At 48.0% G+C, this 21,111-nt stretch carries 13 protein-coding genes and 2 pseudogenes; 4 read left to right on the forward strand and 11 right to left on the reverse strand.

All coding sequences use genetic code 11. From position 1 onward, the window contains the following. Positions 1-369: 369 nt before the first annotated feature. The 10 genes and pseudogenes from QZ367_RS10375 to sdhA form a co-directional block, all read right to left on the reverse strand. Positions 370-3,474: pseudogene (locus QZ367_RS10375) on the reverse strand (Sua5/YciO/YrdC/YwlC family protein); the annotation flags it as partial. Positions 3,475-3,759: 285 nt separating this feature from the next. Beyond that, positions 3,760-5,397, reverse strand: coding sequence for a hypothetical protein (locus QZ367_RS03060; RefSeq protein ID WP_291937191.1), 1,638 nt, complete (start codon positions 5,395-5,397; stop codon positions 3,760-3,762). Next, a complete protein-coding gene (locus QZ367_RS03065) occupies positions 5,381-6,094 on the reverse strand; it encodes a hydrogenase maturation protease (protein ID WP_291938127.1) in 714 nt (237 codons plus the stop codon). The genes QZ367_RS03060 and QZ367_RS03065 overlap by 17 nt, the downstream gene beginning before the upstream one ends. A gap of 27 nt (positions 6,095-6,121) precedes the next feature. After that, a pseudogene (locus QZ367_RS03070) lies at positions 6,122-6,217 on the reverse strand (hydrogenase expression/formation protein); the annotation flags it as partial. Then, positions 6,214-6,888 (reverse strand): Ni/Fe-hydrogenase, b-type cytochrome subunit, encoded by a 675-nt coding sequence (gene cybH, locus QZ367_RS03075; protein ID WP_291937195.1) that lies wholly within the window; start codon positions 6,886-6,888, stop codon positions 6,214-6,216. The pseudogene QZ367_RS03070 and the gene cybH, both read right to left, overlap by 4 nt. 3 nt (positions 6,889-6,891) lie before the next feature. Then, the gene (locus tag QZ367_RS03080) at positions 6,892-8,613 is read right to left on the reverse strand and encodes a nickel-dependent hydrogenase large subunit (protein WP_291937198.1); all 1,722 of its coding nucleotides are present in this window, start codon (positions 8,611-8,613) and stop codon (positions 6,892-6,894) included. 2 nt (positions 8,614-8,615) lie between these two features. Continuing rightward, positions 8,616-9,761, reverse strand: coding sequence for a hydrogenase small subunit (locus QZ367_RS03085; RefSeq protein WP_291937201.1), 1,146 nt, complete (start codon positions 9,759-9,761; stop codon positions 8,616-8,618). A gap of 405 nt (positions 9,762-10,166) precedes the next feature. After that, complete coding sequence (gene sdhE / locus QZ367_RS03090) at positions 10,167-11,012, reverse strand: 8-methylmenaquinol:fumarate reductase membrane anchor subunit (RefSeq protein ID WP_291938129.1); 846 nt, start codon at positions 11,010-11,012, stop codon at positions 10,167-10,169. Positions 11,013-11,033: 21 nt separating this feature from the next. Further along, positions 11,034-12,008, reverse strand: a complete 975-nt coding sequence (gene sdhB / locus QZ367_RS03095; protein ID WP_291937203.1) for an 8-methylmenaquinol:fumarate reductase iron-sulfur subunit — start codon at positions 12,006-12,008, stop codon at positions 11,034-11,036. Then, positions 12,005-13,885 carry an 8-methylmenaquinol:fumarate reductase flavoprotein subunit gene (gene sdhA, locus QZ367_RS03100; RefSeq protein WP_291937206.1) on the reverse strand — a complete coding sequence of 627 codons (1,881 nt, stop codon included), beginning with the start codon at positions 13,883-13,885 and terminating at the stop codon, positions 12,005-12,007. The genes sdhB and sdhA overlap by 4 nt, the downstream gene beginning before the upstream one ends. Before the next feature lie 141 nt (positions 13,886-14,026). Between sdhA and QZ367_RS03105 the strand changes: the two genes are divergently transcribed. Continuing rightward, a complete protein-coding gene (locus tag QZ367_RS03105; RefSeq protein ID WP_291937211.1) occupies positions 14,027-14,932 on the forward strand; it encodes a LysR family transcriptional regulator in 906 nt (301 codons plus the stop codon). Positions 14,933-15,125: 193 nt separating this feature from the next. Here the strand turns inward: QZ367_RS03105 and QZ367_RS03110 are convergent, their stop codons facing one another. Continuing rightward, positions 15,126-16,742 (reverse strand): phosphoethanolamine--lipid A transferase, encoded by a 1,617-nt coding sequence (locus tag QZ367_RS03110; RefSeq protein WP_291937213.1) that lies wholly within the window; start codon positions 16,740-16,742, stop codon positions 15,126-15,128. Positions 16,743-16,949: 207 nt separating this feature from the next. On the opposite strand from QZ367_RS03110, the gene QZ367_RS03115 reads away from it, so the two are divergent. From QZ367_RS03115 to QZ367_RS03125, 3 genes are all read left to right on the forward strand, one after another. Continuing rightward, positions 16,950-17,453, forward strand: coding sequence for a PepSY domain-containing protein (locus QZ367_RS03115; protein ID WP_291937215.1), 504 nt, complete (start codon positions 16,950-16,952; stop codon positions 17,451-17,453). Between the two features lie 759 nt (positions 17,454-18,212). Further along, positions 18,213-18,875 (forward strand): response regulator transcription factor, encoded by a 663-nt coding sequence (locus QZ367_RS03120; protein WP_291937217.1) that lies wholly within the window; start codon positions 18,213-18,215, stop codon positions 18,873-18,875. Then, positions 18,859-20,580 (forward strand): HAMP domain-containing sensor histidine kinase, encoded by a 1,722-nt coding sequence (locus QZ367_RS03125; RefSeq protein WP_291937220.1) that lies wholly within the window; start codon positions 18,859-18,861, stop codon positions 20,578-20,580. Before QZ367_RS03120 ends, QZ367_RS03125 begins: the two co-directional genes overlap by 17 nt. The last annotated feature ends 531 nt before the right edge of the window (positions 20,581-21,111 follow it).

The following is a 21,111-nucleotide window of genomic DNA, read 5'->3' on the forward strand; positions in this document are numbered from 1 at the left end:
GTCGCAGATCACCGCCGCAAACGCGTCGAATAGCCGCCCTAGCGAGCTTGAGCGGACGGCACGCGGCGCGATTTTTTCTAAATTTGCCACTTCGCTTGCGCTAAATTTTGCCAAAAACTCGCGCGCAGCGCCCTTTGTATTAAATTTAAATACGAGCGCGAGCGCAAGTTTGTAGATGTTTTTGATCGCATTCTCGCCGCTGATAAGCGCGATTTCGTCAAATTTCGCGACGCGTCGGTAGCCGCGCGGATCAAAGACCATCACCTCGCCGCCCCAGATCGTGTCGTCCGTGCCGTAGCCGGTACCGTCGAAGCAAAAGCCGAGGTATTTTTTGCCGCTAAAAAGAAGATCATTTTGCGCCAGATTCGATACCAGATGCGCGAAATGGTGTTGGTAGCGCACCACGGGGTATCCGCGCTGCTCAAAAAATCGCGTGTGCGAAAACTGCGGGTGCAGATCCGCGATGACGGCGTCGAATTTCAGCTCGTAGGCGCGCACGAACATATCCAAAAGCGCGAAAAATCGCTCATTCGTGGCGACATTTTTAAGATCGCCGATGTAGGGCGAGATGAAAATTTGCCCGTCTTTGTAGATTGCAAACTGATTTTTAAGCTCCGCTCCGAGCGCCAGGAAAGTGCCTTTGGTGCGGAATTTGCTAGGGAAAATTTTTGGATTCATTCCGCGAGATGTTCGCAAAAACAGCGCGCGATCCAAAGCGTCCGCTTCGGCGGAAAGATTTGTGTAGTTCGCTAAATTTGCAGTGTTTGCGGATTTTGCGGCGTCTACGAGATTTACAGCGCTTGCGAGATTTGCTAGACCTGCGGCGCGGGCGGATTTCGTCTCGCAGTCAGAATTTATTTCGGCGGCGGAATTTTCATTAAAATTTTGCGGCGCGGTAAGGGTTTGTGCGTCCGCGGAATTCATCACGGAATTCTGCGCTAGAATGGAATTTTGCACGAAATTTTCGGTCTTGGCGCAGGTCGGAAGCGGTGCGGAAATTTTACCAGAGCTATGAGCCGTTTTTGAACCGGACGCCGAAGCACGCGCCTCAAACTGCGGCAAAAAGGCGATGCTATCGTCGCTCGGCGTTAAAATTTCGCGATTATTGTCCAGGTAAAACGAGATGACGCCGCCCAGCTTCTCGCGCAGCTGCTCGCTGCTAAAAATAATGGGCTCGCCGCTTATATTGGCGCTAGTAGCGATGATCGGGCGATCAAAGTATTCAAAAAGCAGCAGATGCACGCCGGTGTTGGCTAGGAAAATGCCGATTTTATTAAGGTTCGGCGCCACGCTTTGAGCGATAAAAATCGCGCCTGCTCTAAAAATCGCCGAAAAGCTTGCGGGCAAACGCACGAAATCGCCCTCGCTATCGGAATGGGCGCCGCGCGCGTCCGCCATGCACGCCTGTGCAGAGCATGAGTCTTGCGAATTTATCGTCTGTTGCGGACTCGGCTCGCTCGGCGAGCGCTGCAAATCTGCCTTATTTGCAGCGTGTCGCAAGCCCTCCATATTCGCCGAATTTTGCGAAATAGACTCGTCCGTCGCAAGCCAAAAATCAGACTTCTTCGCCGCGCATTGCAAGTCTTGGCTATCCGCTGCGGACTGTAAATTTAAATCATTAGCTGTATGTCGCAGCTTTAGCTCGCCTTCTGCTTGCGGCGAGTTCAAATTTTTAGCCGCGTACTGCAAATCAGACCCATTCGATGCGCGTTCTAGCTCGTTTTCTGCGCTCCGCGAGTCGCCCGCAATCGACGCATCGCAGGCGAAATTACGGCGCGTCGTTTTGCTGAAAATTTGCGCACTCTGTAATATTCCCTGCTCCGCGCAATTTTCAGCGCTTTGCGTACTAAAATTTTGTTCCACAGAATTGCGTAAATTTTGTAACGCAGAGCCCTGCTCTTGCGCCGATTCTTCTTGCTCGCCAGTAAATTTCGGCGACATAGGATTTTTGCTTTGCGCTTTTAAATTTTGCGTACCGAAATCCGCCGCAAAGCCCGCCTCTGTGCGCCAAACAAACTCGCGCTTTTTTAAAATCACGATCGGCTTGACGTTACAGTCTATCAGCGCCTCTTCCTCTGCGCTTAGGCTCGCTGCGCGCCATGCCTGCGCTGCATCGCGACACATGATCGCAAAAGGCTTGCTCGGGCGTTTTTTGAGCGTTCGCAGCATGCGTACCGCGCGCTCGTTCGTCGCATCGCAGACGATGTGAAAGCCGCCCATTCCCTTGATCGCGCCGATCTGCCCGCGCCGTAAAAGCTCCGCCGTGCGCGCTATCGCATCCTCGCCGCTAGATAAAATTTCGCCGTCCGCGCCGCATAAAAACAGCTGCGGGCCGCAGTGCGGGCAGGAGATCGGCTCGGCGTGATAGCGGCGCGTGAGCGGGTCCGTGTATTCGCCGCGGCAAAACTCGCACATCTCAAACTCCCTCATCGTGGTGTTTGCGCGGTCATACGGCAGCGCGGCGATGATGCTAAGGCGCGGGCCGCAATCGGTGCAGTTGATAAAAGGATAATGAAAGCGCGGATTTTGCGGGTCGTAAAACTCTTTTTTACACTGATCGCAGATCGCAAAATCGGGCAGGATCGGGTTAAATTTACGCCCCTCTTTGGATTGCGTGATCTTAAAATCAGTAAAATTTTGCGCAAAATCTTGTGTATTAATATCTGCGCGAATAATCCTATCGATTCGGCAAAGCGGCGGCGCCTCGCTGCGAAGGCGCTGCTCGAAAATTTTTAAAATTTCTTCTTCGCGCAGATCTTGCTCGGCGTTTTGCGGATTGCGTTTAAAGCTCTGTAAATCCCCCTTCGCGCCTTGCAAGTCGCGCTTAATATTTTGCAAGCCTTGCGGCGATTCATTCTGCGACATACCGCGCTGCTGCGACGAATTTTGCACGACGAAATTTTGATCCGACGAAGCGGGCAAAATAGAGCCCTGCTCGTTTAGATCAATCTCGAATAAGTTTGGTAAAAATTTCTCGCTCGCTGTGGCTTGCAAATCTCTCGTCAAATCATGCGGCAAACTCGTCAAATCATGCGGCAAACTCGTCAAATCAGGCAGGTTTGCTAAATCGTTTGCTAGATCACGTAGCGAGCCGGCCGAATCGTTCGGTAAGTTCGGTGCGATTTGCGGCGAAATGGAGCTTCCGCTTAAATTTGAGCTCGTAAAATTTAGTGACGAGCTTGCGGCTTCGTTAGAATCCGACTCGGCAGAATTTAAAGACCGAGCAGCTGATAACGATACTTTCTGTGCTTGATTTTCGTTAAAATTGGGTTGATCGAAATTTAAATGGGCGAAATTTTTATCGACTGAGTTCTGTTGCGCCCCAAAAATGTCTGCGCAAACGATGATTTTAACGCCCTCGCCGTCGTTATAAACTTCGCCTTTCAGCCCCAAATCCACGGCGAGCTTGTAGACGAACGGGCGAAACCCGACCCCCTGCACCGCTCCGAAAACCTCAAATTTAGCCGCTTTCATGTATGTGCTTTCATAAATTGCGCGCCGCAGGAGCTATTTTGCAAGCAAGTTGCGCTCGCAGCGGGCGGATAAAGCGTTCCGGACGCTGCAAAATGTGCTCTAAATTTAATAAAATTTGATCCTTTGCTTCCGCGCTCTTTACCGCTTTTTTGAAATTTCGCGCGATCTCGTTTGCGCTAAGCTTAGCCCGTATGGCGCAGCTATCGGCACCGCAATGCCCGCGCAACTCGCTGTTTTGCGGATAAGGCTTTGAAGCTTTGCCAAAAATACGCATATATGCCCAATCTAGCGAGCTTGAAGCGTGAATTCGTCGCTAAAACTCGCGTCAAAATTTTTGCAAAGTTTAAGCATTAAATCCGCGAATTTGCGTCCGCCAAACATCGCGCCGCCGAAGATCAAAACGTCAAAATCCTCTTTGCGCTCATCCGCCAGATCGCTTAAAAAATAGCCCAAACTATCGAAAAATCCGAACGCAAACAGCTTCTCATTGGCGCCTGCGAGCGCATAGCTCATCGCCGAACGCAAAATTTTATCCGCTTGCACGCAGCCGCGCTCGTCCGTGCAAAAATCAAGCCGCACCCCTTTGCCGCCCGCAAAATCCTCCGCAGCCGCCGTCAAAAACGCCGCATCGCGCCCCCAGATAAGCTGCGCGGCGACACTAAAGATGCTGTGAAATCCCGCGTTTGCGCTTTTTAAAATTTCATCGATTTTCGCGGCGCCTACGTCAAATTTGGCGCTAAAATTTTCAAGCAGCTTAGCGCCCGTTTCGTCGGCGCAAATTTGCGCCTTAAGCTCGTCAAAACTGCGCGGCAGATCAAATTTAAGCAGAATTTTTTTGGAGCTTTCGCTATAAATTGCGATCTCATCGTCCGCGCCCACGCCCAAAAAGCAGCGCAAAACCCGTTTTTTAGGATCATCTAAAAGCCCCTTTTCGCGGCACGTAAGCGCAAAAAGAGCGGAGTTTTTGTCCTTTGAGTTTTTCAGATAAGCGCTTGCGGCGTCGCTTAAAAAGTCCTCGTTTTGCACGATCAAAAAGCCGTTTTGCAGCGGCGCGACCTTAAAAATTTTATCTTTCTGCGCCGCGCTTTCGCATTTTGCGCTTAAAAAATAGATCCCGTCGCTTGCCAAAGCGCGCCCCAGCGCAAACAGGAATATGTCGCCCGCAAGCTTTACGTCAAAAAATTTAGGCGCGTCCTCGTGGTTTTTTCTAAAGATCGCATTGGTTTTCAGGCTTATGAGCGGCTTTTCAAAGGCTGCGAGCGCGATTTTACTCTTTTCGTCGCTCACAAAAATCCCATCCAGCGCCCCCACCCCTGCGGCTATTAGAAAATCGGCGCTAAAATCCACGTCCGCCTTGAGCATGAAAGTTGCGCCGCCGCGCTCGATCTGCACCTGCCTTGCGTGAAGCAAGCTTAGACGGCAAAGCTCCAACAAGCGGGCGAAATTTTCCCTGCTTACCGCTTCAAATTTGCCGTCATGAAGTACGCCGGCGCCGCTTATTATTTCGAATTCATTTTGGGAGGGCTCGGAGTGAGCGAGGTATTCTTTCATCACTCGCGGAGTGAAGTTATTAAATCTAGCGGTGTTGTGGGCGTTTGAAATTTCATCCTCTAAAAATTTACTTATATCGCCCGAGGAGGTATCTTCAAACGTGCCGTTAAATTTCAGCGTTTTTGCTTCGGCGCCGTCCTCGTCCACCACGCGCACGGAGGATTTTGCCAAAAATATGGAGTTTGGAATCAGAGGCATCGCCTCGTCGCTAAATTTTAAAATTTCATCCTCGCCGCCGCGCACGAAAAGGCTTATTAAGTTCGCCTCTTTTTTCAGGTAAAACTCCAGCGCGCTTTTGCGAGCATAAAACAGCAAGAAGTGCGCTATCAGCGCGTTTTCATTAAGGTAGTTAAACTCATATGATACTATCATCTCGCCCCCTTTTTGCAAATCGATCCGCGATGTCTTGGGCGCTAAGATCGGCGATTTTTTCATGCGCGAAACCAAGATCCGATAGGTACTGCAGCGCCGTTTTTTCCATGATTTTTGAGGACTCTAATATCACGGAGCTTAGCTTAAAGCTCGCCTCCTCGATGCGCCGCGGCACGACAGCTAGAATTTTAACATGAGGCAGATCGCCGCAAAGATCCATCATCTGCAGGGTTTGAAGCATTTCGACCTCGTGCGCCGAGCCGCTCCAGCTGATCTGCTTAGGCATCGCCTCGTAGTCGAAAAAATACACCTCGCCGCCCTCTGCGCCGTCCGCGTCTATACAATCTACGAGCAAAATTTCATCAAATTCCGCCATCGTAGGCATCAAAAAGCTAGCCAAAGTCCCGCCGTCGATAAATCGGATCTGATCCGAGCTACTGTTCGGCACGGCTGAATTTACGGCGACGAAGTCCGAATTGATAGAATTTTGCACTGTGGAATATATAAGGGAATTCTGCGAAGTAAAATTTGAAGCGGAATTCTGCTTGGCGGAATGTTCTGAAGTAGAATTTCGGTCTAAATTTACTGCTGCGAAATTTTGCTCGGAGATAGAATTTTCATTCGCAGAATTTTGCGAGGAGTCGCGCTCTGTGGAATTTTGCGTATAATTCTGCGCCGCAAAATTCTCGCCCGACATAGAATTTTGTGCGGCGGTTTTAGGATAAAATTTATAGTTCTGCGCGAGCGCGCGGACGAAGTGCACGCCTATGCCCTCGTCCGCGTAGATGACGTTGCCGATACCCAGTACCAGCACTCTCAAGCGTGCTCTTCCTTTTTAAATTTATAACCGCTTACGATCGCATCCATTGCGCCGTCCCTGCCCTTAACGGCGTTAAAGACCGCCATATAGACGTGGATCGGCACGAAGATTATGATGATATTCATGCAAAGATGGTGAATCATTCGCACCTCGCTTAGTCCGCCCATCGCAGCTTCCAGCGGGCGCAAGAGCCCGTATAGCGCGCCGCCTAACCCTTCGTGATAGACGTGAACGTATAGAATCATTCCGGTTAGGCAGATCACGAATAGCACTAGATAAAAGCCCAGATAGGAGATGAACTGCAATGGGTTATAAACGCCGCGAAGATGCGGGTGCTCGCCCAAAAAGATATAGTATTTGATCTGGGCGATCCAGACGCGCGGGCTAAAAAAATCCTTGATGCTTAAAAGCTCTTTTCTGCTCTTTTTATCGAAGAAGAAAAGGTAGGTTTTAAAGATCGCCGCACCAATCATCGCAAAGCCGAAGATCAGATGTACGAATCTAAATTTAGCCTGCATGAAAAGCACCGGCTCGGGATTTACCTCGGGCGCGGTGAAAACAAAGGCGATGTAATATCCGGTGATCACCAAAAGCGTAATGCAAAGCGCGCGCAGCCAGTGCGTGAGTCTAAGACCGATGGAGAACTCGTATTCCGCAAATCTTTTTTTCATCGTTTATCCTTTGCTGGGATCTACCCTATAGCAGCCAAGCTCCGCCCCTTTAGCGTCCATTACGTGCACGGCGCAGGCGATGCAAGGATCGAATGAATGGATGCGGCGGATAATCTCTAGCGGCTTGGAAAGATCGGCAAGTTTAAGCCCGATCAAGCAGGATTCGTAAGCGCCCATAGCGCCGTCTTTATCCTTCGGTGTGGCGTTCCAAGTAGACGGCACGACCGCCTGCCAGTTTTTAATGACGCCCTTTTCGATCCTGCACCAGTGGCTAAGTGCGCCGCGCGGCACGTGACCGATATAGCGACCTTTGTACTCTTTAGAGTTATCGATTACATATTTTGCGCAGGTCTGCGTATCGCCGCTTTTAATGTTTGCGATTAAATTTTCTAGCGCAATCAGTCCGTTGTCGGCTACGACTTTAGCCTCGATCATACGACACGCCGTTCGTCCAAGCGTCGAAAATACCGTCTCAAGCGGCAAGCCGGCGTCTTTTAGGAATTGATCCACGACCTTTACTACGCGCTCGTTTTTCTTAGCGTAATTTACTACGATATTTGCAAGCGGTCCTACCTGAAGCGGCTTGCCGTCGTATCGCGGAGCCTTAATCCAGGTGTATTTACCCTGGGTATCGAGCACCTTCGTATGCGCTTCTTTGCCGTGCGCGTCGATGCTCTGTCCGTCCTTAAGGCCAGTATAATTCGGCTCTTGCTCGCCGTCGTAAGGATGAAGCGCCGCATCGTTTTTATACCACGCATGCGTTGCCTCCTCGGTGATCTTGTTTTCATCCAACTCCAAAACCTTGCTAATATCGCCGTCGAGTATCATGCCGCTTTGAAATAGCCATTCGTTCTTTGAAAGCTGGAATTCTTGATGAGTCCATAAATTTGCCACGCCGATATCGTTTAGCACGCTAGGCTCGTTGCCGTAAGCCTTCGCAGCCATTACGAGATCAGGATAGTAGGCGCGATTTACGAAGTCTGCGACCTCTTTAAATTTAGACATATATTCACCCAGTCTTGCAGGGCTTAGGATATCCATCACGCAGGTTACGCCACCTACGGTGAGGCTTTGCGGATGAGGCTGCTTCGCACCGAATATCGCCATCATCTGAGCCGCCGTGCGCTGAATGCGCAAACACTCAAGATAGTGCGAAAGAGCGATCAAATTTTGCTCCGGGCTAAGCTTATATGTTGGGTGGCCGAAGTAGGCGTTGGCAAAAGGTCCCAAAGCGCCCTTCTTAACAAAAGCACCCACGCGATCTTGCACCTCTTTTAGCTTATCTGCGCCGCACGCATAAGGGGTATCGCAGTATTTAAACGCCTCTTCGCTTGCTTTTTTAGGATCGGCGCTAAGCGCACTTACTACATCTACAAAATCAAGCCCGTGGAGTTGATAAAAATGCACCGGATGATCGTGCAAAAATAGCGCGTTAGCCATCAGCGTACGCGTCAGCAAGGTATTTAGCGGCGGAGTGATACCAAGGGCGTTTTCTACCGCGACGATACCCGCTTTATAATGCGAGAAGGTGCAGACGCCGCAAATTCTTTGCATAAAAAATCCCGCGTCGCGCGGATCTCTGTTTTTTACTATAGTCTCAAGCCCGCGCCATAGCGTCGAGCTACTATAAGCCTCGCGGACGACGTTTTCATCATCCACTACGACCTCTATTCTTAAATGTCCCTCTATTCTGGTTATCGGATCTATTACGATTCTTTGCGACATGATTATTCCCCTTTATCTTTCTTAAATGACGCAATCGCCGCGTGTGCGGCTACCGCAACACCCGTGATCGCTAAAATTCCGACACCTATCTTATCTGCGGTAGCATCAGCGCCGAGCCCGCCGAAAACGCTTTCGTAAAGGCGATCCGCCAAAGGCTCCTCAAAAGGTCCCATATGATCCCAAAAATCAGGTTCCGAGCAACCTATACAGCCGTGACCCGCCTGTACCGGCCAGCTAGTGTGGGAGTTGAAGCGCTCGCGCGAGCAGTTATTAAACGTATAAGGGCCCTTGCAGCCTACTTTATAAAGGCAATATCCGTCCTTTGCGCCCGCATCGCCGAAGCTTTCTACAAACTCGCCCGCGTCGAAATGCCCGCGACGCTCGCATAGATCGTGGATGCGAAGCCCGTAAGCCCATTTAGGTCGGTTATAAACGTCAAGGCTTGGAAGCGTGCCGAAAAGGATGAAATTTAGCACGTTACCGACGATATTTTTTTCGCTAGGCGGACAGCCCGGGACGTTGATGACGGGCTTATTTATGATTTTATCCAAACCTACGGAGCCGGTCGGATTCGGAGCCGCGGCTTGGATACCGCCGAAGCTCGAACAGGTGCCGATCGCAAATATCGCCGCAGCGCCTTCGGCAGCGTGCTTGCAGTGCTGAGCTCCGCTTTTGCCCTCAGGACCCACGGTTAGAAAAAATTCATTCTCGCCGCTTGGAATTCCGCCCTCTACCATCAAGATATAGCGCCCCTTGTATTTTTCGATCGCGCCCTCTAAATTTTCCTCGGCTTGCCAGCCTGCGGCAGCCATTATCGTCTCGTGGTATTCTAGGCTGATGTAATCAAATATTAGGCTGTCGATGCTAGGCGTCTCGGTGCGTAGCAAGCTCTCGCTACAGCCCGTGCACTCCGCCATATGAAGCCAGATCACAGGCAAGCGATCCGCAAGCTCCGCCGCTCGCGCCACACTCGGTGCAAATGCGGCCGGAAGCCCTAGCATCGCGGTCATCGCTCCGCTCCATTTCATAAAATCGCGGCGCGAAAAACCTTTGCTCTTAAGCCTTTCTTTTATGCTTTCCTCCGCTTTTATTCGCGGCAAACGCTCAACGGCATCAAGTCTAGCCGAAATTTGAGCTAAATCAACCATAATGTCCTCCTGAAATTTAGGATATTTTTAAATGGCATTCTATCAAAATTTAAAATTCATGCACCTTAAATTTCGTTAGATTTAATTAAAATTTTATATTTATTCGTTGTCTAATGGGTTTTAAATTTAAAAATAAAAGGCGGATTAAAATTTGCTCGGCGGGCGAAACGTTAAATTACAGCGGAGAAAGCATTAAATTTTTATGAAGCATTAAATTTTATGAAGCGTTAAAATTTACGAGACGCTGAAATTTTATCAAGAATTTTATAGTAGCGAAAAATATTTTAGGATAAAGCAGGCGTAGGTTGGATGATTTTGTGCGATACTAGCAGGCGCACTGTTTGTGTGCCGCAGCGAAGTATTTTTGCAAAATTACCCGTTAAATCTTTAGAAAATTTCCAAAGATCAGCTTACCAATCTCGTTGCATCTTGGATATTGATATTTAGTCCAAGCTGCTCGTTGCTTAGCCCAAGAGCAAGGCCTACCAGCTGAGATAAGTGGATGATCGGCTTTCTTGCTTTGGAGTTCATCGCTTCTTGGTATCGCTCCTGATAGATATCTAGCTGCATCTGGCATAGCGGACAAGGGGTAACTACGACGTCGGCACCGTGCTCGGCAGCGTCATTTACGATCTCGCTTGACATTTTAGATACCGATTTTACCGCTGGATAGCTAGCGTGAAAACCACAGCAATCAAGGCGTTTTTCAAAAGGCACGATCTGAGCACCAAGTGCGCTAACTACCGCTTCAAAGCTTTTCGGATTGGTCGAACTTTCCTTTTTAAGCTCGCGCTCCGGTCTTAATGAATGGCAGCCGTAAAATAGAGCTACTTTTAAGTTTGTTAGCGGTCTAACGACTTTAGCTTTTAACGTGTCTAAATTTTGATATAGCACCCAAAGCAGGCTCGTAATCTCGGTACTTCCCTGATACTGCATGCCGCCCTCTTTTAAAAAGGTATTGATATAGCTTTTAGCACCCTTATCCAACGCTAGCTTTGCTTTAGTTAGAGTTAGCATACAGGTGGAGCAGGTAGTTAGCAGAGGCATATTCATACCCTCGGCTAGCGCGATGTTTCTGGCATTAGCCACCAGGCTTGCCATAGGATCGACGCATTGAGCTTGACTAGCCCCGCAGCAGCTCCAGCCCTTTATCTCGTGAAGTTTAATACCCAGCACCGGAGCGATCGCTTCAAGTGAAATTTTAGATTCCTTTGCGGCTTGACTTAAAACGCAACCCGGGAAAATGCAAATTCGTTATTCATCCTCTCCTCCTTATTCTATCTCGCCGCTAGCTTGAGCTTTGCGTGCGGCCTCTATCATCTTAACGAGCCCTGCATGTCCCTCGATCTCCTCGCCGCCGAAAGCATGAAGAGGATTCATCTTGCCCGCCATCATTAAATTTGCCGCTACATCCATCTTACCCATATTTGCAAATACGCCTTCGCTTCTTAGAGCAAGCTTGATCTCGTTTAGCCTTCCGCTTCCCTCTACGATATCTAGTAAAAACGCCTCTGCGTGAGCTGGACCGCTTCCTGCGGTTAAGCCTTTTTTCATCGCTAGAGCGCGAAGTGCGGTGATGTCGCTTTGAGCGCTTATGCCTTTAGGGCAGCGATCGGCGCACTCTTGGCAGTGTACGCATAGCCATAATCCGTTTAGAACCGCAGGCTTTAGATGAGGCATAGCGTCCTTGCTTCTTGAATCAAATGCGGCGCGGTTAGCGTGCGTGAAAACAAAGGGCTGCATATAATCGCTTGCGTCCGCTCCAAGCTTATTGCATTCGCTAGCGCAACATCCGCAAAGGATACAATCCCACTGCTTTTTTACGCGCTCCATCTGCTCAGGGCTTTGCTTACAGCCCTTATCTGCGCTAAATTCTTTCTTAGGAGTAATAGTAGGTTTAATCTTTCTTAAATTTTCGATACTAGGCTCCCAATCCACTACTAGATCCGAGATCACTCGAAAATTATTTAACGCAGAGATCGTAAAACTATCGGGGTTTTCATACTCTGCAAGCAGAGCCTCCATCTTGGTATCGCAGGCAAGATATGAGTGTCCGTTTACCCTTACGGCACAGGCTCCGCATATCGCCATACGACACGCTGCGGTAAAATTTAAAGTGATGTCTAAATTTTGCTTAATAAATTGCAAAACTCCAAGCAGGGTCTTTCCTTTGATCTGCTCCAAACTAAGCTCATAGGCTTGCTTATAATTTTTGCTTCCGTCGAAGCGGTCTATGATAAATTTCATTGAGGTTTCCTTCCGTCAAGAGAGAATTCCGTAACGACGACCTCTTTGTAGCCCAAGCTTAGCTCTCCCGCGTCGTTCATCGTCACGATACTGTGCTTTAAGAAATTTTTATCGTCGCGCTTCGGATAGTCCTCTCTGGTATGCGCGCCGCGGCTTTCAAGCCTCTTTTGCGCAGCCAAACACGCACAGCGCGCAAGCAGGATTAAATTTCCAAGCTCGACGTAGTCGGTAAATGCGGTATTCATAACCGGATTTATATCTGCGACGCGCAGCTCGTCGTAGCGCGCTCTGATACTCTCTAAATTTTGCGAAAGCAGATCGAGCTTTTCGCCGGTTCTAAAGATGCCCATATTATCCCAAAGCTGCGCGCCTAACTCTTCGCGCAACTCATACATCTCGTTTGCCTTGCCCGAGCCGTTTGCGATCTGCTTAAATTTAGCCTGCCATTTTTGCACGAGCTCGCTTGCTCTTTTACCAGAGCCGAATCCCTCCTGCTTCGCGGCATAATCCGCTGCGCCTAGTCCTGCGAGTTTGCCCGTTACGACTGCGTCGGTTAAAGAATTTCCGCCCAAGCGGTTTGCGCCGTGGATCGAAATGCAAGACGCTTCGCCCGCGGTGTAAAGCCCCGAAATTTTAGTGCTCATATCGTCAAATTTTGTGACTTCGATGCCGCCCATCGAGTAGTGTGCGGTCGGACGAATCGGAATCGGTTCCTCGATTAGATCGATACCCTCAAACAAAATGGCGGTGTGTCTGATCTTAGGAAGGGCTTTTAAAATTTTATCTTTTCCGAGATGTCTTACGTCAAGTAGCACGTATGCGCCTAGCCCCTCGCCGTATCCCCTACCCTCGCGAATCTCGGTTTCGATCGCGCGAGCTACGACATCGCGCGGCGCAAGCTCCATCTTTTCGTGGTAGTTTTTCATAAAACGCTCGCCTTTATTGTTGAGCAGATATCCGCCCTCGCCGCGCGCCGCTTCGGTAATGAGCGCGCCGCCGCTTTTGATACCGGTCGGATGAAACTGCACCATCTCCGGATCGCTAAATCCAAGACCCACGCGCAGTGCAGCTGCGATACCGTCGCCGGTAGCGATATAAGGTACCGAGGTGCGGTTGTAAAACATCCTCGTATATCCGCCCGTTGCGATTACCAAGGCTTTGCAAAGCACCGGATAAAAATCGCCGGTTTGTATATTTCGAAGCACGACGCCCTCGCATTTGCCCCCAGGCGCGCTGATCTCAAGCAGCTCGTGATCGATTAAAAATTTCACGCCGTTGCTGACCGCATCGTCAAAACAGGCGTGCATCAAGATATGACCCGTCTTATCGGCGGAGTAGTTGCATCGTTTTTTAGACGCGCCGCCCATAAAGCGCTGTGCTACGCCGCCAGGAACGCCGCTTTCTTTGCCGTCCACGCCGCCGCTAGCGTTTCTGGAAAACAGCGTGCCGATGTAATCCATCTCGGCAATCGTAGGGCCCGCAAGCTCGCAAAATTTAATCGCGGCGTCCTGATCTACGAGATATGCGCCGCCCTTTACGGTGTCGTAGGCGTGAAGCTTGTATGAATCGCCGTTTGCGAAGCTCGTAACGCCGTTGATACCGCCTTCCGCCATACAGGTGGCGTTGCGCGAAGGCATCATCTTCGTAGCTACTACAACACTGAGATTTGGATTACTCTTTCTTGCCGCTACGGCTGCACGCAAACCCGCGCCTCCCGAGCCGATGATAAGTACGTCCACACTAGGAAGGCCGCCTTCGTTGCCGCCGCCTCCGCTTTTACTTTTGTCGGTATCCATGCAGCCGCTAAGGCTAAGCGCGCCGACGCTGATACAGGCCGATTTTAAGAAATCGCGTCTGTTAAAATTTGATTCGCTCATTTTCCTCTCCATTCGAGAAATTCTTAGTTTAAGTTTAAAGTTCTAAACTAAAAGCGTAATTTTAGTTTCATTTTTAACATAAGTCAAATATTATTTAGTGTATCATTTCATAAGAATTGAGTTATCAATTGGAGGGGCTAAATGAATTTGCATCGCATGGAGCTAGTATTAAAAGTAGCAGAATTCCGTAGCTTTACTAAGGCTGCCGAGGCACTTAAAATCCCGCAGCCGTCGCTATCACAGAGCATTTTATCACTGGAACGTGAGCTTGGAGCGCAGCTTTTTAACCGCACGAGTAATCCCATTTCGCTTACGCATGCGGGAAAAATTTATGCTAGTAAAGCCAAAGTCATTTTTGATGCCATAAACGACCTAAAAAACGATATCTCTGAAATAAGCGGCGTAAAAAATGATAAAATTCGCATCGGTTTTTCGCAAAACGGCTATAATCTACTGCCGTCGCTACTGCCGATGTTTTGCAAGAAATTTAAGGATTCGGATCTGCAAATTACGCAATTTTCTTCTGCGCTTAGCATTCGCGAAATGCTACTTCAAGGTGATCTTGATGTCGGTATGCTGATACTGCCCATCGTTATGAGCGGGCTTGACGGGGTTAAAATTCTAACGCAAAAAACCTATGTCGCTCTAAGCTCCACCCATCCGCTCTCGCTTGAGTTTAAAAACGAATCTGTTCCCAAAATTGACATTTCGCGCTTAAAAGAGGAAAGATTCATCCTGCCTAATCAAAGCCTAAGAAGCGCCGAGCAGATAGATGCATTCTTTTTTGCCGCAGGCTTTGCGCCGAAAGTGCTGTGCCGTACGGAGACCTTTGATATCGCCAATGCTATCGTCGCAAGCGGCGCAGGAGCGTGCTTTAGCATACCGCAGATGATAAAAGAGGATAAAGCAGGCAGGATTAAGCTCTTTGACGTAGGTGCACGTGAGCTCGATAAAACGCTGATAATCGCCTACAAAAAAGGCAAACGTCTAAACCATCTAGCGCAGGCATTTATCAAAACTGCACGTAAAATTTCTAATGAAATTTAACGCAACGATAAATGATAGATTGAGTTTTTGCAGCACTTTGTCTCTCTTTTAGCTTTTGCACAAAAATTTTTGGAGCGGATTTCGCTCAAGTTTAGGTAAAATTTCAAACTAAGCTTAAATTAGAATTTTGCCAATAAAATTTTTTATTGCTAAAATTTCACTCACAATTTACGACGAAATTTAGTGCGAAATTCTAATTTTTCACTCCATTTAAAATATCCAAATCCTTGTTATACACCTTGGTATCTACTTCAAAAATTCCAAGCAGCGTGTGAAAAAGATTATCGTGCGAAAAAGCGTCGTCCTTATGCGATTTAAGTGCGCTTAGATCGTATCTTTCGCGCATTTTTCCCTCACCTAGCCAAACGATCGCACCGATATGCTTTTGCGCCTCGGGAGCGAAAAGATAGGGCATGCCGTGCAGATAAACGCCGCCCTCGCCGAGGCTCTCGCCGTGATCGCTCATATAGATCATCGCCGTTTCGTGCGTCTTAGAATATGGTTTTAAAAATTCTACAACCTTGCTTAAAAAATAATCCGTGTATAAAATCGCGTTATCGTAGGCATTTGAAATTTCTTGCTGCGAGCAGTTTTCAAGCTCGTTATCGCGGCAAACGGGGCTAAATTTTTCAAATTCTTTCTTATAGCGCTTAAAATACGCAGGCCCGTGATTGCCCATCTGATGCAGCACGATTAATACGTCTTTGCCCGCGCTTTCGGCGATAAATTTATCAAGCCCCGCAAGCATCCCCTCATCCCTGCACTCCACATCGCAGATCGGATTATTTTGCGGAATTTTAAAATCCTGATATTTTACGCGCAGCGCCACACCTTTGGAATCGGAATTGTTATCACGCCACAAAATTGCCATGTCATCAGCGCGGTTTAGTATGTCTAATACGTTTTGCTCCTCTGCAGCCTTTTCGACGCTAAATTCATCGCGATTTAGCAGCGAAAACATGCACGGCACGCTTTGCGCCGTCGAAGTGCCGCAAGAATGGGTATTACTTAGGCTTACGACGCCCTGCTCTTTAGCTAGTAGCGGATTAGTATCTCGCTCGTAGCCGTTTAGCGAAAATCTATCCGCTCTCGCCGCTTCGCCCACGACTACGACGACGAGCTTTTTTGAGCTTGTGGAATTTTCATCGATATGCGCGTCCGTAGCGATTTGCATCAGAGGCTGCGAGCCCTGCTTTTTAGATTTTGCGACAAATTTAACGCCGCTGTAGATCCAATATCCGGGATTTGCGTAGCTGCGTAAAATTTTATGCTCTCTAAAAAACGACGCGTAGTATTTGCTAAATCCAAAAAGTAGCGCCGCGATGATTATTATGCAAATGCCCGCCGCTTTGAGCTTAGCTAAAATTTCAAATTTAAGCGGACGGTAGCTAACGCGCGCGCGAGCAATCAGCACGCAGGGCAAAATACCCAACACCAGCACATAAATCGCTAGTCTCGGGCTAAAAAGATCCGCTGACTCGGCAAAGTTCGTCTGGGCTGCGTTACGGATCATCTCCGAATCGATTACGACGTTATAGCTATCCATGAAATACGCCGTAAACGACGAAATAAAAAAGCATATCATCAAAATCGGCTTGGTCGTATAGCGCGAGCTAAAAATCGTAAAAAATAGCGTCAAAAAAGCGATCAAAGCTGCCATGTCGCAGACAAAATAGATAAAATTTAGCCCTGAAATTCCGTAGGCATTTATGATATTTTTGAAAAACGAGAAGTTAAAAAATGCCACAAAAGCAAGCGAGCTTAGAAAAATAAGCTTCTGCTGCGACGGATTTTTGAAAAAACTAGGCACGAAGCGTTCCTTGAGATAAAATTTCAAGTTGAAATTTTACGGCGTTTTGGTAAATGCTCGGAAATTCCGCGCTTCGTATCTCACAAATCGCAGCAAAATTTTTGTGAAATTTTAAAATTCCGCGCGTATTCATCTTAGCTTCATCTTGGAATTTTAAAATTGCGCCATCCAAAATAAAATTTGGAAATAAAATCAAAAGAATTAAAGATGAAAAATCTTAAAGCTTTAGGCGCGCTCGCCGCTACATTCGCCCTTGCGGGCGCATTAAACGCAGGAAACTTTAGTGAAAAAAACGCTAAAGTTTCATTCGATCAAGCGATAGGGATCGCACAGCAAAACTTTGGTGACGCGACTATAAAAAGCGTAGAAATCGACGATGAGCACGGAAGGCTCGTCTATGAGATCGAGTCATATAAAGAAGGTAGCGAAAACGAGATCAAAATCGACGCTCAAAGCGGCGAAATTTTAAAGACTCAAACGCAAAAGAAGCTAAAGCCTAGTAAAATTGATTATTCGCAGGTCAAAATCAGTGCCGCAGACGCTCGCGCCAAAGCACTTAGCGCAAACGCCGGCTGGGATTTTCGCAAGGTCGATTTAGAAAGTAACGGTGGTAAGCCCGCATACGAAGTGAAACTGCGCCAGGGCATGAGCAAAAAAGAGGTGCTAATCGACGCTGCTACGGGCGAGCAGATCTTGCAGCGTCAAAAATAAGCAAAGGCGTGAGATGAAAAGGTAGAGTGGACAACTCCGCCCAAACTAGTGAGGCTTTGAACGCTATGGATTTTAGCATAAACGAAAACGTTGACTATGGTGCCCAAAATGCAGACATGGCTAAAAATTTAGATGAAAATGCGTAGGATTTTTCGGCAAATTTAGCAAGCGAAACGAGCGAGCGGAATCCCGCGCCCTGCAAGCAAAATTCTAAAGATTTTTCCAGCATGAATGTTGCGAAAATCAAAAAAATTCTTCGGAAGCGAAAGATTATAAGGACGAGTGGAATTCTTCGCAGACGCAAGACTTATCAAGTGCACGAAATTTCGCTAGCGAGCAAAATTTCGCCGATACACAAAATTTTTCTGATACAAGTAATTTCGCAAGCGCGCGAGATTCTGCCAGCGCAGCAAACTGCGCGGAGGTTTGTAATTCTTGCAAGCCAGTGCTTTGCAGCCGCTGCAAACGCGAAATCGCTAAGCAAAATTTCAAGCTTGGCTGCGTAGGATTTGGGCTTTTTGCGCTAAATATCGCAGCAGGCGCACTAAATTTTTTAGGGCGGTTAGGAAGCGTAGCGGATAAAAAGGCAAGCGAGATTAGAGCTAGGCAAAAGGCGTCTGCGAATTAACGGGGCTTCAACGCTACTGAAATTTAGCGGTGCTTAAAAGCGAGCGGGTTTACACATCCAAGGCGCCGCAAAATTTATGCGTTTTTGGCTAAAATGGCGGATTAGAATTAGCAAAATTTTAAAGGAACGCTTTGAAAATTTTACTTGTCGAGGATGAAAAAGATCTAAATCAAATCATCGCAAAATGTCTGAAAAAGGACGGCTACAGCGTAGATTGCGCCTTTTGCGGCAAGGAAGCGCTAGAGTTTTTGGATGTCGCAAAATATGACGCTATCGTGCTTGATGCGATGATGCCTGTGATGGACGGCTTTGAGTTTTTGAAGGCGGCACGGGCGCGCAGACTGGGCACGCCGGTTTTATTTTTAACTGCGCGGGACGCCAAAGAAGATATCATCGCAGGGCTTGATCTGGGCGCAGACGATTATATGGTTAAGCCCTTTGATTTTCGTGAGCTTTTGGCGCGACTTCGCGCAATTATCAGGCGCAAAAACGCTACTGCGGATAACGAAATTATCATAAGGCAAGTGCGCCTAAATCTAAGTAAAAAATCGGTCGTCTGCGCGGGCGAGGTAGTGGAGCTAACGGGTAAGGAATATAGAATTTTAAAGCTTTTGATGCTAAATCGCGGTGCGATTTTAAGCCGAGAACAAATCGGTGAGAGCATTTGGGATTTTGGCGACGAAACAAGCTCAAATGTTATCGATGTTTTAATCAAAAATATCCGCAAAAAGCTAGGCGAGCACGGCGATATAATAGAAACGAAGCGAGGGCTTGGCTATGTCGTGGCAAAATAGCAAGATTTGGATTAAAATTTCGGCGATTGCGAAGCAGATTTTTGCCGCTACGGCGCTTTTCATATTAAAATTCGTGCGAAATTTTAAACAGAATTTTACGCATAATTTTGCGTGTTTAAAGAAAAGCCGCAAGAAAAATCCCACGCAAAATATCGAGTTAAACCGGGCGCTAAATTCTACTCAAAGCCAGGCGTCAAATTTTAAACGGAATTCCACGCAAAATACGGCATCAAATTTTGCGCCGAATTTTGCTGCTACAAGCGCAACGCCTGATCTAGCGCAAAATTCTAATAGCGTCCTCGCGCAAAGTCATGAACAAAATTTCGTGTCTAAAATCACAATACAAAATTTTGCTCAAGTCTTATCTAGAGTATTTACAACCGCTAAAGAGAATTTTAGCTCGCGCGCGCTACCTATCAGCCTGCGCGTGACGCTTTATTACAGCGTATTTATTTTGGCGCTTGCAGGCGCTATTATCGGCATTTGCGGCTATATTTTAGACGAAGTATCAGGAAGCTCCGTCAGCCAAAAAAAGCTTGCTCACCTAGTGCAAAAAGCCGCGCGCGAGGGAAAATTTAAAAGCTTTGATGACGGTGTATTTTTCTACGAGCATGACGGGAAAGGCGGCGTGATCGCAGGGTTTGTGCCTAAAGGCTTCGAGCCTGCGATGCCGCTCTCTCCTCAAGGCGCGCGCGAGGCGGAGCTTGACGACGATGAGTTTTTCTATTATGACGCGCAGATTAAAGGACGCAGCGCATGGATACGCGGCGTCATCGCAGTTAGCGAGTTTGAGCTTGCGATGAAGCGTGTGATGCTGATCGCTCTTATCCTATCGCCGCTATTTGTGGTGCTCGTCATCTACGGCGGCTACGCGATCATAAAAAGAGCGTTTAAGCCCGTGCGCACTATGTCGCGTACAGCTAGCGAGATCGGAGCTAGCGGCGATTTTACGCGACGAATAGAACTACCGCGAGGCAAGGATGAGCTAAGCGCGCTCGCGGCTACGTTTAATGAAATGCTAGTATCACTGCAAAGCGCGTTTGAGCGCGAGCGGCAGCTAAGCGCCGACCTTTCGCATGAGCTGCGTACGCCCGCTGCCATCATACTGGCTCAAAGCGACTACGCCCTAGCCTACGAGCAAGACGCGAGCGAGGCGAAGGAGAGTTTCGCCGTCATAAACAATCAAGCGCGTAAAATTTCGGCGCTAATAGAGCAGATTTTAGAGCTTGCCCGCTTGCAGCGCGGCGCGCGTTTGGTACCCGTAAGCTTAAGTAAAATCGCAAACGAGTGCGCGCAAGACTTTCAACTTTTGTGCGCACAAAAAGGGCTAAGCTTTAGCTCGCAGATAGCCGAGGGTGCGCGCGTAAACGGCGATGAGCTGTTTTTGATCAGGCTAATTAATAATCTTTTAAGCAATGCTTTAAAATTTACGCACAGCAGCGTCGTTTTAGAGCTTTGCGTCAGTGCAGACGCGTGCGAACTTAGCATAAGCGACGATGGAGAGGGCATCGAGCCTGCTTTACAAACTAAAATTTGGGACAAGCTCTATCAAATAGAGCGTTCCAGAAATCGCGAGCAAAATAGTGGCGCGGGGCTCGGACTAGCCATCGCCTCACAAATCGCAAAGATCCATGGCGCGCAGATTTCACTACGTAGCGAAGTAGGACGCGGAAGCAAATTTAGCGTAAAGCTTAAGAAGGTTTAGGCGGTTTTTTGGGCTTGGCGGCGTAAAGAAATGCTGGGCGGCGAAATTCTTAAAATTTTATCGCCTATTGTTGCTTAAAATTTAACGACTATAGCCGTATATAGGGGTGATGGTGTAATTTTAAAATTAGGCCGGCGTCACCAATAATATCGGATGATTTTTGTGATAGTCGTGCGCTTTTAAATTTAAATGGGCCAAATTTTAAAATTTAGTTTTACCGCGAAATTCCGTGGCGAATTAATAAGGCAAGGCGCGGCATTTTGCCCTTGGGCGAAGTGATAAGGCAAGCGCTTTAAAGCTTAAGTGGGCCGGCGCGGGTAATTTAAGAATTTTGAGGTATGCGGCAAAATAAGCCTTCGCTGAAATTTCACGGCGCAGTATTACAGGATAAACCTTTGCTAAAATTCTAAGATGCCACATTCGGCTCTAGAGAATTTAAATTTAGGAGTATCTAGCGACCGAGTAAAATTTAAATACGGAGCAAAAAAGACGGACTGAGATTTAAGGCCCGCTTACATAAGCGAAATTTTG

Origin of the sequence: Campylobacter sp., from assembly GCF_019423325.1 — a bacterium.
Classification (GTDB): Bacteria; Campylobacterota; Campylobacteria; order Campylobacterales; family Campylobacteraceae; genus Campylobacter_B.